General features: G+C 69.7%; 13 protein-coding genes. 9 read left to right on the top strand and 4 right to left on the bottom strand.

Annotated elements, in window-relative coordinates:
* Positions 1–38: 38 nt before the first annotated feature.
* From RR1_RS18105 to RR1_RS18080, 6 genes are all read left to right on the top strand, one after another.
* A complete protein-coding gene (locus RR1_RS18105; protein WP_010840164.1) occupies positions 39–1,736 on the top strand; it encodes an L-lactate permease in 1,698 nt (565 codons plus the stop codon).
* Positions 1,733–3,136: an FAD-binding oxidoreductase gene (locus RR1_RS18100; RefSeq protein WP_010840165.1), complete on the top strand. Its 1,404-nt coding sequence runs from the start codon at positions 1,733–1,735 to the stop codon at positions 3,134–3,136. Before RR1_RS18105 ends, RR1_RS18100 begins: the two co-directional genes overlap by 4 nt.
* Before the next feature lie 133 nt (positions 3,137–3,269).
* Entirely contained in the window at positions 3,270–4,400 is a 1,131-nt protein-coding gene (locus tag RR1_RS18095; RefSeq protein WP_040775366.1) for a TIGR03364 family FAD-dependent oxidoreductase, read from the top strand.
* A gap of 11 nt (positions 4,401–4,411) precedes the next feature.
* Positions 4,412–5,182: a phosphonatase-like hydrolase gene (locus RR1_RS18090; RefSeq protein ID WP_010840167.1), complete on the top strand. Its 771-nt coding sequence runs from the start codon at positions 4,412–4,414 to the stop codon at positions 5,180–5,182.
* 118 nt (positions 5,183–5,300) lie between these two features.
* Positions 5,301–6,647, top strand: coding sequence for an MFS transporter (locus tag RR1_RS18085; protein WP_010840168.1), 1,347 nt, complete (start codon positions 5,301–5,303; stop codon positions 6,645–6,647).
* 27 nt (positions 6,648–6,674) lie between these two features.
* Complete coding sequence (locus tag RR1_RS18080) at positions 6,675–7,217, top strand: GNAT family N-acetyltransferase (RefSeq protein ID WP_197736993.1); 543 nt, start codon at positions 6,675–6,677, stop codon at positions 7,215–7,217.
* A 7-nt stretch (positions 7,218–7,224) separates the two neighbouring features.
* Here the strand turns inward: RR1_RS18080 and RR1_RS18075 are convergent, their stop codons facing one another.
* Both RR1_RS18075 and RR1_RS18070 read right to left on the bottom strand, forming a co-directional pair.
* Positions 7,225–7,971: a GntR family transcriptional regulator gene (locus RR1_RS18075; protein ID WP_040775368.1), complete on the bottom strand. Its 747-nt coding sequence runs from the start codon at positions 7,969–7,971 to the stop codon at positions 7,225–7,227.
* A gap of 40 nt (positions 7,972–8,011) precedes the next feature.
* Positions 8,012–8,308: a hypothetical protein gene (locus RR1_RS18070; protein WP_040775370.1), complete on the bottom strand. Its 297-nt coding sequence runs from the start codon at positions 8,306–8,308 to the stop codon at positions 8,012–8,014.
* Positions 8,309–8,498: 190 nt separating this feature from the next.
* Between RR1_RS18070 and RR1_RS18065 the strand changes: the two genes are divergently transcribed.
* Positions 8,499–8,990 (top strand): VOC family protein, encoded by a 492-nt coding sequence (locus RR1_RS18065; protein ID WP_010840172.1) that lies wholly within the window; start codon positions 8,499–8,501, stop codon positions 8,988–8,990.
* Here RR1_RS18065 and RR1_RS18060 read toward each other — a convergent pair whose 3' ends face one another.
* Complete coding sequence (locus RR1_RS18060) at positions 8,991–10,280, bottom strand: hypothetical protein (RefSeq protein WP_010840173.1); 1,290 nt, start codon at positions 10,278–10,280, stop codon at positions 8,991–8,993.
* A gap of 320 nt (positions 10,281–10,600) precedes the next feature.
* Here RR1_RS18060 and RR1_RS18055 point away from each other — a divergent pair, with 320 nt between their 5' ends.
* Positions 10,601–11,704, top strand: a complete 1,104-nt coding sequence (locus RR1_RS18055) for a putative lipoprotein (protein WP_010840174.1) — start codon at positions 10,601–10,603, stop codon at positions 11,702–11,704.
* An 81-nt stretch (positions 11,705–11,785) separates the two neighbouring features.
* On the opposite strand, the gene RR1_RS18050 is transcribed toward RR1_RS18055, so the two are convergent.
* Complete coding sequence (locus RR1_RS18050; protein WP_238559090.1) at positions 11,786–12,736, bottom strand: LysR family transcriptional regulator; 951 nt, start codon at positions 12,734–12,736, stop codon at positions 11,786–11,788.
* A gap of 137 nt (positions 12,737–12,873) precedes the next feature.
* On the opposite strand from RR1_RS18050, the gene RR1_RS18045 reads away from it, so the two are divergent.
* Positions 12,874–13,275 (top strand): PHP domain-containing protein (locus tag RR1_RS18045; RefSeq protein WP_040775372.1); only part of this gene is annotated, 402 nt, incomplete at its 3' end.

The raw sequence follows: 13,275 nt of genomic DNA, 5'->3' as shown, positions 1-13,275 counted from the left end.
CAGCACCCTTCCAGCCCCTCCACCTCTCAGGGAAGCCCATGTATCAGCAGACTCTCGACCCGCTCGCCGGGTCGCTCGGCTGGTCCGCGCTCGCGGCGGCCGTACCGCTCGTCGTCATGTTCGTGCTGCTCGGCGTCTTTCGCGTGCGCGCCCACATAGCCGGTCTCGTCGGGCTCGCGCTGTCGGCCGTCTCGGCCGTCGCGATCTGGGGAATGCCGATCGGCCAGACCGCGAGCGCCGCCGCGGAAGGCGCGTTCTACGGGTTCTTCCCGATCCTCTGGATCCTCATCAACGCGCTGTTCGTCTACAAGCTCACCGTCGCGACCGGCTGGTTCGACGAACTCGGTCGGGTGATCCGCTCGATCTCGGACGACATGCGCATCCTCGCGATCCTCATCGCGTTCTGTTTCGGTGCGCTGCTCGAGTCGCTCGCTGGTTTCGGTGCGCCCGTGGCGATCACGGCGGCGATGATGATGGCCGCAGGTATGGGCCCGATGAAGTCGGCGATCGTCGCGCTGCTCGCGAACACGGCGCCGGTCGCGTTCGGTGCGATGGGCGCCCCGGTCCTCGCGCTCGCGGGGGTCACCGGGCTTCCGCTGCACGAGCTCTCCTCGATGGCAGGACGGCAGACGCCGTTCATCGCCGCCGTCGTCCCGCTGCTGCTGGTCTTCCTCGTCGACGGCAAGCGCGGTGTGCGGCAGACGTGGCCGGTCGCGATCGTCGCGGGCGTCTCGTTCGGTATCGCGCAGTTCGTGACGTCGAACTACCTCACCGTCGAGCTGACCGACGTCGTCGCGGCGATCGCGACCGTCGCCGTCGTGCTGGGCATGCTGCGGTTCTGGCAGCCGGGCCGCGCCGAGACCGCCCCCGCATCGCCGCTCACCAGCCCGGTGGGTGCGGGAGCCGGTGTCGGCGTGGGTAATCCGAGAAGCGGCGACACCACCAGCGATGCCACGACCGGTGACGACGATCCTCGCTTCGCGCATCTGAGCACCCGGCGACGCGCGTTCATGGCGTTCGCGCCGTACCTGATCATCATCGTGATCTTCTCGATCGCGCAGATCCCCGCCGTCAAGGCGTGGCTGGTCGACGTCGGCAGCGTCAAGTTCGCATGGCCCGGCCTCGACGCCGTGGATACGAGCGGAAAGCCCCTGTCGCAGATGAACTTCACGCTCGACCATCTCAAGGCCACCGGAACGCTGCTACTGCTCTCGGGCCTCGTGACGGCCGCGCTCTACCGGATCAGGATCGGGGGCATCGTCCGCGCCTACAAGGACACCCTCGTTCAGTTGCGCTGGACGATCGTCACCGTCATGGCCGTCCTCGCCCTCGCGTTCGTCATGAACATCTCGGGCCAGACCGGGTCGATGGGCATGGCGCTCGCGTCGACGGGCGGCTTCTTCGCGCTGCTCTCGCCCGTCGTCGGCTGGCTCGGTGTCGCGATCACCGGCTCGGACACGTCGTCCAACTCGCTGTTCGGCGTGCTCCAGGTGACGGCCGCCCAGCAGGCGGGCCTCGCCCCCGTCCTCATGGCCGCGACCAACTCGTCGGCGGGTGTGCTCGGCAAGATGCTCTCGCCGCAGAATCTCTCGGTCGCCGTGGCGGCCGTCGGGCTCGCCGGAGCCGAGGGGACGTTGCTGCGCAAGCTCATCGGCTGGAGCCTCGGCCTGCTCGTGTTTCTCACCGCGATCGTCTACCTGCAGTCCACCGACGTCCTCGGCTGGATGGTGCCGTGACCGAGACCGACACCGGCACGACGACCGGGACGACGACGAGGTCCGCACCGGCGAATCCGGCAGCCGCGCTCGCCCCGCGGCTCACCGGCTCGGTCGTCGCCGATCCCGACGCGATGCTCGCGTACCGCCACGACCAGTCGATGCTCACCGCGGCGGGCACGCCCGCCGCGGTGGTGCGGGCCTCGAGTGTCGACGACGTCGTCGCGACACTCGAGTTCGCGTACGAGCACGCGATCCCGGTCGTGCCGCGCGGCGCGGGGACGGGGCTCGCGGGCGGAGCGAACGCGCTCGACGGCGCGATCGTGCTGTCGCTCGAACGGATGAACCGCATCGTCTCGATCGACGTGGCAGCGCGGACGGCGACGGTCGAGCCGGGCGTGATCAACGCGGACCTCGCGGCCGCCGCCGCGGAACACGGCCTGTGGTACGTCCCCGATCCGGGTAGCCGGGCCATCTCGACGATCGGCGGCAACCTCGCGACCAACGCGGGCGGCATGTGCTGCGCCAAGTACGGCGTCACCCTCGATCACGTCGCGACGATCGACGCCGTCCTCGCCGACGGCCGACGCATCCACGTCGGCAGCGAGACGCGCAAGAACGTCGCGGGCCTGAATCTCGCGCAGCTGCTCGTCGGCTCGGAGGGCACGCTGGCCGTCGTCGTGGGCGCCACGATGCGACTACGCAGTGCACCGGGCACGGCGTCGACGGTCGTCGCCGCGTTCGGTACGACGGCCGAGGCGATCGACGCGGTCGGCACGATCGTTGCCCGCACGACGCCCCGTGCCGTCGAGTTCCTCGATCGCACGACGGTGCGCGCCGTCGAGGAGATGACGCGGATGGGGCTCGACACCGAGGCCGCGGGCCTGCTCCTCGTCCAGTGCGACGGTCGCGACGCGTCCGGCGAGGCGGCCGACGTCGTCGCGGCGTGCGCGAGCGCCCGTGAGGTGTACGCGACGGACGATCCGGAGGAGGGTGAGCAGTTCATGGCGGCCCGTTATGCCGCGCTGCCCGCGCTCGAGCGCCTCGGCTCGACGCTGCTCGACGACCTCGCCGTGCCCGTCCCGGCGCTCCCCGCGATGCTCCGCGAGATCGAGGCGATCGCACTGCGCACGGGGGTGACGATCGGATGCTTCGGCCACGCCGCCGACGGCAACCTGCACCCCACGGTCGTGTTCGATGCCGCCGACGACGAGCAGACCGCGCGGGCGCGCGCCGCGTTCGACGCGATGGTCGACGCGTGTCTCGCGCTCGGTGGCACCATCACGGGCGAGCACGGGGTCGGCGTCCTCAAGCGTCCGTACCTTTGCCGTCAGGTCGGCGAGACCGAACGGGAGCTCATGGCCGGTATCAAGCGGGTGTTCGATCCGCGCGGCATCCTCAATCCCGGGCGGGGGTTCTGAGGGGCGGGCGTTGTGACATGGAGGCTGGGCCCCGGGTTGCGGGAAGGTGAACGACACCGCCACATATATATACGGGACGTAAACAGATCGAACTTGTATTGATAAGTTGAGGATGTCCGGTCATGCTCGTCGCATGGCAGCACACACCTCCACCCCGCACTACGACATCGTGGTCGTCGGTGCGGGCATCATCGGTCTGGCCCACGCGTATCACGCTCACCGCCGTGGCCTGCGGGTCGCGGTCGTCGAGCAGAACGACGGCGTCGTCGGCGCGTCGGTCCAGAACTTCGGGCACGCGTGCATCACCGCGCAGTCCGGTGCGGCCCGCGAGTACGCCCTCGCGGGCCGACGTCACTGGCTCGACCTCGCTCGCGCCGCCGGTTTCTGGGCCGCGCAGCCCGGCACCTGGTGCGTCGCCCGCCGCGACGACGAACTCGCCGTGATGGCCGAGTTCGCCGCAGAACGTGGCGACGACGAGGTGCGTCTGCTCGGCGCCGACGAGTTCCGCAGCGCCGTCCCGGTGCCGGACGCGATCGGCGGCATGTATCTGCCGAACGACCTCCAGGTCGAACCGCGCGCGGCCGCGCCCGGCATCGCGCGCTGGCTCGAGAGCGAGGGCGTCGACTTCCACTGGCGTACCGCCGCACTGGGATTCGAGCCGGGCGTCGTACGCACCTCGCGCGGCACCCTCGCCGCCGAGCACGTCGTCGTCGCCGTGGGTTGCGACGTCGACCGGCTCTTCCCCGAGCCCGCCGACGATCTGCTGCGCTGCCGGCTCCACATGGTCAAGGCGCGCATCCCGCTGGCGCAGCCGCTGCCGGGGCCGCTGTTCACCGCGTGGTCGCTCGTGCGGTACTCGGGCTTCGAGAACCTGCCCAGCACACCGGCACTCGCCGAGCGGCTGCGGCGCGAGACGCCCGACTACGTCGCAATGGACCTGCATCAGATGTACACGCCGCAGCCCGACGGCACCGTCCTCATCGGCGACACCCACGACCGCGCCGTCTCCGCGATCCCCTTCCAGCCCGAGGCCGGATTCGAGGCACTGCTCACCGAGACGCGAACGCTGTTCGGCGTGGACGACGTCGAGGTGCTCGAACGCTGGCAGGGGATGTACACCTCCGGTTCGGGCGACGAATTCCTGCTCACCGAGCCGATCGACCGCGTCCACATCGTCACCGTCACCACGGGTATCGGCATGACCACGTCGATGGGCCTCGGCGAGTCGACGATCGCGCGCATCACCGAGTCCGTCACCGCATGAGAGGCACAGCCATGTCCCCCGTCACAGCCGAATCCCCCACAGCAGCACAGTCGTCGGCGACAGCACAGTCGTCGACCGCGGAGCCGTCGCGGATCTCCCTGGTCGTCTTCGACATGGCCGGGACGACCGTCGAGGACGGCGGCCTCGTCCGCAGGGCGTTCGTCGCGGCCGACGAGCATGCGGGCCTCGCCGCGACCGACGCCGAGCGCGCCGAGATGCTCGACTACGTCGACGTCACGATGGGCCAGTCGAAGATCACCGTCTTCCGGCACCTCGCGCACGGCGACGAGGCCACGGCACAGGCGGCGAACGCGGCGTTCGAGGCCGCGTACGCCGCGATGGTCGCCGGCGGCGAGGTCTCCGCGATGCCCGGTGCGCTCGACACCTTCGCCGAGCTCCGCGCGCGGCACGTGAAGATCGCGCTGACGACGGGTTTCGCGCGCGACACCCAGAACGCGATTCTCGACGCGCTCGGCTGGCGGGAGATCGCCGACGTCGCGCTGTGCCCCGGCGACGGCGTGCGCGGACGTCCGCATCCCGACATGCCGCTCACGGCCCTGCTGCGCACCGAGACCGAGTCCGTCTCCTCGATGATCGTCGTCGGTGACAGTGCGTCGGACATCGTCAGTGGCGTCCGGGCGGGAGCCCGCGCGAGCGTCGGCGTGCTCACGGGCGCACACGATCGCGATCGCTTCGTCGCCGCGGGAGCGACGCACGTGCTCGGCAGCGTCGCCGAGATCCCCGCTCTGATCACAGCGCTCGACGACGAGGCCGTGCGCTGACCTTCCTTTCCACGACACTCGCCCGAACCGCCGTCCCGAGCACCCCTCGGGACGGCGGGCGGTCGGTCGTGCCCGAAACCCGCTCTCCCCGAGCGGCCTACCGGATACGAGGCCCTCCATGGCACTCCCCACCCTCGGCTCGTCTCTGCTCGGACCGCATCGAACTCCGGGCTCGCCCGCGCCGGCCGCGACGATGGCGCACTGGCGCATCCGGATCTTCGCGATCACGTGGATCGCGTACGCCGGGTTCTACTTCACGCGGCAGGCGTTCTCCGTCGCCAAGCTCGGGATCCTCGAGGATCCGCTCGTCGACACCGCGCTCACGCGAACCGATCTCGCGAATCTCGACGCGATCTACCTCGCCGCCTATGCCCTCGGCCAGTTCACGTGGGGGTCGCTCTCCGACCGCTACGGCCCCCGGGTCGTGGTGGCGGGCGGACTCGCCATCTCGGCCGTCGCGACGGTCTTCATGGGACTGTTGCCGGCCCTCGTGTTCCTCGTCCCGCTCATGATCGTGCAGGGGCTCGCGCAGTCGACCGGATGGTCGGGACTGCTCGGAAACATGGCGCAGTTCTTCACGATTCGAGAACGAGGTCGCATTCTCGGGCTCTGGAGCACCAACTACGCGTTCGGCGGACTCGCGGCTGCCCCGATTCTCGGCTGGATCGCCTACAGCGTCTTCGACAGCTGGCGCGTCGCGTTCTTCGCCGGTGCGGTCGTCGTCGGAGTCGTCTTCGTCGCCTTCCTCGTCTTCCAGCGCAACCGCCCCACCGACGTCGGACTGCCGCCGATCACCGAACCCGGCGCGGCCGAACCCGACGCGGCCGAACCCGACGCGGCGGAACCCGACGCTGCCCCGCGCGCGACGCCGCTCGAGTCGGTGCGCGCAGTGCTGCGCGACCGCATGATCGTCACGCTGGGCCTCGCGTACTTCCTGCTCAAGCCCGCGCGATACGCGATCCTGCTCTGGGGACCCGTGATCGTCGCCGAGAAGCTCGCCAACGGCAACCACCTGCAGGCCGTCGTCGTGCCCATCGCCTTCGGCATCGCGGGAGTGATCGCACCCATCCTGCTCGGCCGCGTCTCCGACCGCGTCTTCCATGCTCGGCGGGTCCCGGCGTCGGTCCTCTCGCTCGGGGTGCTCGTCGTCGTCCTCGCGCTGTTCACGCCGCTCACCGCGACCGGCAACGTGTGGATCATGGTGGGCGTTCTTGCCGTCATCGGTCTCTCGATCTACGGCGCCGACGCGATGATCTCGTGCGTCGCCGCCGTCGACTTCGGCACCTCCGAGCGCGCCGGGACCGCGACGGGCATCGTCAACGGCTGCGGCTCGGTCGGCGCGATCCTCGGCGGGCTGCTGCCCGGCTATCTCGGTACGACGACGCTGTTCTACGGGTTCGCCGTCGCCGCGTTCGTCGCGATGCTGCTGCTCGCACCGCACTGGAACCGGATGCCCCGCAGCTGAACGCGCTGCGGCAGAATGTGCCGGATGATCCGCATCCGAGACGCCCGCGCAACGGACGCCGCCGCGTGCGCGGACGTGTACCGCCCGTACGTCGTCGACACCGCGATCACCTTCGAGGACGTCCCGCCCACCGACGCGGAGATGGGCGAGCGGATCACCCGGGCACAGCATCGGCACGCATGGCTCGTCGCGGAGGACGACGGCGGGACGGACGGCGGGGGCAAGATCGTCGGCTACGCGTACGCCGGTCCGTTCAAGGAGCGGGTCGCGTACCGCTGGTCGTGCGAGGTCAGCGTCTATCTCGAACGCGGACTGCGGCGGACGGGTGCGGGCCGCGCGCTGTACGAGGCGCTCTTCGCTCGGCTCGAGGAGCGCGGCTTCCTCGTCGCCGTCGCCGTGATCACCGTCCCCAACGAGCCGAGCATCGGGCTGCACACCGCGCTCGGGTTCGAGCCCGTCGGGACGTTCCGCCGCATCGGGTTCAAGCACGGCGAGTGGCGCGACGTCGAATGGATGCAGCGTCCGCTCGGCGCCGGGCCCGGCTCACCCACACCGGCGGCGCCGCGCTGAGGACGGCTCACGCTAGGGTTCGCGGCTCCGCCGTGCGGGAGTTGACGATCGAGAACGTCACGAGATCGGGACGATACCGATCGTCCGCGTACTCGAACGGCTCGCCCGCGTCGGTGCGCGACGTCCGGCGCTCGCGCAGCAGCGGTGCGCCCTGCGCGATCGCGAGGGCGTCGGCGTCGGTGGCGTCCGCGGCGACGGCGTCGAGCACGTGTTCCATCGCGTCGAACTTCACTCCCCGCGACGTCAGGTAGTCCGTCATCGACCCGGAGTCGGTGTCGAAACCGAACAGCAGCGATCCGACCTCGTCGATGTAGGTGCTGCGCTCGATCATCGTCGGCTCGTCGTCGAGAAAGCGCACGCGCAGGATCTGGACGACGTGGTCGTCGGGTGAGAGGCCGAGCGCGTCGGCGGCGGCACCGGACGCGCGGCGGCGCGCGATCTCGATCGTGCGACTGCCCGGCGTGCGCCCCGTGCGCTGCGCCCACTGCGAGAACGGCGTGAAGGTGTCGAGCGTCTGCGCGACGTCACGGCTGCGGACGGTCGCGGGGCGCCCTTGCGACAGCACGATCAGACCTTCGGTACGCAACGTGGCGAGCGCCTGCCGGACGGGCCCGCGCGAGACGTCGAACTCCGTGCACAGCGCGCTCTCGCTGGGCAGCGACGTGCCGACCCCGTACGTGCCGTCCATGATGCGCTGCCGAATCCGCGCCGCGACATGCCGGTGCCGGGCCGCTCGAGGTCCTGATGAGGGCACTGCTGGCCTTTCTGCACGTCGATTGCTCGCCGCGAGAAATCTACCGCGACCTCCGGACGACCGAGCCCCACAGCCCGGCGACGACGCGATCCGCGCGCGACGTCCCCGCTCCACGCCCCTCGACGAGCGCGCACAGTGCGGCGCCGATCCGCTGGAGGTCCACCTGGTGGCGGATCGAGAGATCGAGCAGAGCGTCGAACGCCTGATCGGCGGATTCGCGGCGGGCCGCCGCGAGGATCGCGACCGCGCGTGCGGTGACGGAGACCGGAGCGTCCGGTGCCGAGCCGCCGGGTGGTTCGTCGTGCACGCCGTCGGGTCGGTCGGGTGCCAAGGTCATGTGGTGCGCCTCCGGTTGTCGCCTCTGCGCATGCGGGAACATCCCGCGGGGTATGCCGTTCATCAGAACACGAAGTACCGCAAATCGGGCGGCGTCGGCGAAACCCGCCGAACTCGGTGGTGAGCGGTGACTTCCGCGCGCCCGGACGGTCGACACCTCGACCGGACACATTCCGAGAGGGAGGCCCATCATGAAACCGATCACCCCGTGCCTGTGGTTCGACGGCGACGCCGAGGCCGCGGCCACCTTCTACACCGACCTGTTCGACGACTCGTGGATCACCCACGTCGACCGCTACCCCTCGGGCACTCCCGGCGGCGCCGAGGGGGAGGTGATGACGGTGTCGTTCGAGCTGCGTGGGAGTCCCTTCATCGGCCTCAACGGCGGACCGGCGTTCACGTTCTCGGAGGCGGTGTCCTTCGAGATCCTGTGCGACGGCCAGGCCGAGGTCGACCGCTACTGGGACGCGTTCCTCGCCGGCGGCGGCGTCGAATCCCAGTGCGGCTGGCTGAAGGATCGCTGGGGAGTGTCGTGGCAGGTCGTGCCCGAACGCCTCTACGAGCTCATGCGGATGCCCGACCGCGACGCCGTGAACCGGATGACCGCGGCCATGATGACGATGAAGCGGCTCGATCAGGCCGCGCTCGAGCGGGCGTTCGGCGGCGAGGCGGTGCCGTCCTGACTACTCGCGGACGTAGCGGGCGGTCTCACCGTTCCACAGCGTCCACCCGTTGACGGAGCGCACCGGGTATCCGATCGCGGGTTCGCTCGTGAGCGCCGGCGAATGCGGATCGAGCGAGAAGTACCCGGTGGGACCGCTCGCGTAGATGCGGGACCCCTCGAACGCCTCGACGCGGGCGCCCACGGCGTCCAGCTGCGCCTGATCGAGGTCGAATACCACCGACAGATCGGGGCGCACGACGACGTGCCGGCGATCGTCGCGTCCCGAGCGGACCGTCACGAGCGTCTCGTCGCTCGACGAATCGCTGCGCACGGCCAGCACGGGGCTCGACGCGAGCGACCCGTCGAGCCGGTCGCCCGTCTCGGCATCGAGGGTGAGGAAGGCGCTCGGCCGGTCGCCGGGTTCCGTCACACCGACGAGCGGCGATCCCGGCGCCGCATGCAGCAGCACGTCGCACTCCCCGGGAGTGGCGAGGGCCGCGAGCGAGGTGCGCCAGAGTTCGGTGCCGGTCGCCAGGTCGAGGGCGCGCACGGTGCATCCCTTGCCGCCGCTCTCCGGCGGAGCGGTGAGCGCGACGCCCGTCGTCCCCGTCGGTGCGGCGAATGCGGCCGTGCCCGTCGCCGGAAGAGACGTTCCCGCCGCGACCCAGCGGACGTCGGACGTGAGCGGATCGATCGCGACGGTGTCCGGCGCGCCGCCGTCGCCGAGAGCGGTGTGCTCCGGCGTCGCTCCGGCGAGCACGAGCCCGACGTCGGGTGCGGGCACGAGGGCGGTGGCTTCGGGCGATACGGGAACATCCGACAGTCGGTGTCCCGTAGCGAGATTCGTCGTGAGGACGTGAGTGTGTCGTGCCGCGGGAACGAGACCGCTCGCGGGCGTCGTGTACGTCACCAGATGGGACGACAGCCACGTCTCGCCGATCCGGTAGGTGACGGCGACGGGTGGGCCGGGGTCGACCACGGCGTCGGCGGGCACCGCGGGCGCGAAAACGGCCGCCTCGCCCACGCCCGGGACGCACAACAACTCCTCTGCCAGCGTGAACCGGGTCGCGCACGCCACGAGCGGGTACGGCTCGGCCGGCGCGTCGCCGTGGGCGTCGATGCTCGCGAACAGCCGTCCGGACGCGGCACCCACCACGAGCGTCAGCGCGACGGCCACGAGTGCGTACGAGCCGACGCGGCGCGGGATCTTCATGCGTTCGTTCTCCTGGGACACTGCGGGGTCGCCCGAGCGGGGATGATGCTCGGGTGATTCGCCGAGGTGGTTCGTCGAGGTGGATGTGCTCGACACGAAGGAGCGGTGCCCCGGCCCGATGAGGGGGAACGGCCGGGGCACCGCGGTGGCCGAGCGGATGTCGCTGCGGCCCAGCGTCCGACTGCTCCGGCCGGATGCCGTGGGACGAGTAAAGCATGGCGCTCAGTGGATTTCACTCGGCGAAGCCCGGATGCGATGAGGATCGCATGTCGTAACGCTACCGAAAACCGAACCTATTGTGCTGGAATGAGTTTCGTTACATCTGAATTGTCCGAGTACCGTTTTCGGACAATCGGAACGGAGCGGGAATCGAGGAAGTGCTGCGCCGCCGCGCGCAATACTGGCACGCTCGTGCCATGCGATCACGACGGAAGCTGTCCTGGATGGTGGCGACGGCCGCAGTTCTGACGCTGGTTGCCAACGTGACACCGGCGAGCGCACACCCGCGCGTCGCGACGGACGGCGAGTCGCTGACGCTCGACGGACGGCGCTGGTGGCCCGCCGGACTCGACGCCTATCAGCTCGCGACCGACTGGTCGATCAACTCGGGTTGCGGGGCCGAGGTCGATCTCGACGCCTTCTTCGCATCCCTCCCGCCGAACTCGCTCACGCGATTCAACGCCTTCGCGACGCTCGCGACCGACCGCGTCACGGGCGCGCGCGACTTCCGGCCGATCGACGCGGTGTTCGCGGCGGCCGAACGGCACGGCCAGTTCGTCATGCCGGTCCTGTCCTCGTTCGACGGCGCGTGCGAGGACGAGGTGTTCAAGGAGTACTCGTGGTACGCCGACGGCTGGCGGCGGCCGTCACCCCCTCCCGCCGGAGAGACCGTCGTCACCGAGATGCCGAGTTACGCAGCGTGGCTCGAGACCGCGCTCACGCGGTGGAAGGACTCGCCCGCCCTCGCGATGTGGGATCTACTGGGCGAACCCGAGCCCCTCGTCGGCGGACTCGGCGGCACGTGTCCCCGTGATGCGGCGACGGTGTTGCGCCGCTTCGCCGACGACGTCGGCGCCCTCGCGCGCGGGATCGATCCGGTGCATCCGTTGTCGCTCGGCACGATCGGCGGCGGGCAGTGCGGGACGGCCGGGCCCGAGTTCCGTCGCCTCGCCGAGTCTCCGTATCTCGACGTCCTGCAGTACCACGACTACGGCGCCGACGGAATCCCGCTGCCCGGCAACGAGTTCGACGGCCTCGCCGTCCGGCTCGAGCAGGCGCGTGCAGTGGGAAAGCCGTTGCTGGTGGCGGAGATCGGCCAATACGCGGGCGGGCCGTGCGGCACGGCCGAGCAACGTGCTGCCGACATCGCCGCCAAGATCGACGGCCAGCGTGCGGCGGGCGCGGCCGGCGCACTGCTGTGGGCCTTCGTCCCCGATCCGCGGCCGCTCGAGTGCACCTACGACATCGGCCCGGACGACCCCGTCCGTGCCGTGCTCGCCGAACGCAACACCGTGGGGTGAGTGCGGTCGGACGTCCAGACGCGGCGGCTGGAACCACGGCGATCGTCCGCAGTCCACCGTTGCCGAGCGAGAGTGTCGTGGCTACTCGTGGAACAGGATTCGATCCGGTTCCGGTATCCACATCGAGGCGGCGGGGCGCTGCTCGTAGCCGGCGGTGACGAAGTCGACGAGACGGTCGAGCTGGCCATGATCGCCGATCGACTCTCGCCACAGCAGCGCCATCGGATAGGCGGGAGTCGGATCGACGACGGGAACACGGCGAAGCCGCGGGTGCCACGGCGTCGTGGTCCCCTCGCCTCCGAACGTAACCAGCGAAGTCGAGGCGGCGATGCGATCGACGATGCTTGCGAAACCGATTCCGCCGGGGGGACGTTCGATCGTGATGGTGATCCCCCAATCAGCGCTGAGCCGCTCGTAGAAGTCGGCCACCTCGGAGTCGAATCCCGCTCCCGGAACCCATGCCGTGAGACCGGCGAGCTCGTGCATACCGACGTGATCGCGGCGCGCCAGAGGATTGCCTTCCCCCACCAGGAGATGCAATGCGTCGAGGTATGCGGGTACGGCGACGACATCGGTAGGTAGCGGATGGGCGGGCCAACTCGCACGTGCGAACGCGACCTCGATCCGCCCCTCGATCACTGCATTCCTCGACGTTCTCGTGGGACCCATCATGACGAGCTCGACCTCGGCGTCCGGGTGCTTGTCCACGTAGAACCGCATCAGATTCGCATCGGCGATCTGGTTACCGTGGACCGCAACCCGGAGTGTTCGAGAATCGCGCACCGCGTCGACGGCGGCGTCCGCAGTCGCGAGCAGCGAGCGTGCGTGAGGCAAGAACCGTGCGCCGTGTGGAGTGACGACGCTTGCGCCCACCCCTCTCTCGAAGAGCCGAGAACCGAGCTGGCTTTCCAGCTTCGAGATCCGCTTGGAGACGGCCTGCTGGCTGACTCCGAGTGCTTCGGCCGCCAGCCCGAATTGCCCCTCGTCGCTGACGGCGACCATCGCACGTACCGCAGACAGATCGAGATCCACTACGACTACCTCCACCGACATCTGTTGGTTGTCGTGGCCGCCGTGTCGTTTGTTCGACTGGAGGCCACTTCAGCTGCTCGTATACGTACCGGACCGGAGCTCGATGGGACAACCGATGGCGACTTCAGAGGTGGGTGATGGTGATGACACCGGCATCGTTCGTGCATCTTCACAATCACACCGAGTATTCGATGCTCGATGGTGCGGCGAAGGTGGGGCCGTTGTTCGCGGAGGCGGAGCGGTTGGGGATGTCGGCGGTCGGGATGACCGATCACGGCAACATGTACGGGGCGAGCGAGTTCTACAACGTCGCGACGAAGCACGGGATCAAGCCGATCATCGGGATCGAGGCGTATGTGGCGCCGGAGTCGCGGTTCTCGTCGAAGCGGGTCAAGTGGGGTGATCCGGGGCAGAAGTCGGACGATGTGTCGGGTAGTGGTGCGTACACGCACATGACGATGGTCGCGGAGAACGCGACGGGTGTGCGGAATCTGTTCAAGTTGTCGTCGTTGGCGTCGATCGAGGGCCAGTTGGGTAAC

Source organism: Rhodococcus rhodnii NBRC 100604 (genome assembly GCF_001894925.1).
Taxonomy (GTDB): Bacteria; Actinomycetota; Actinomycetes; order Mycobacteriales; family Mycobacteriaceae; genus Rhodococcus_F; species Rhodococcus_F rhodnii.
This window is presented reverse-complemented; position numbering and strand designations above follow the sequence as displayed.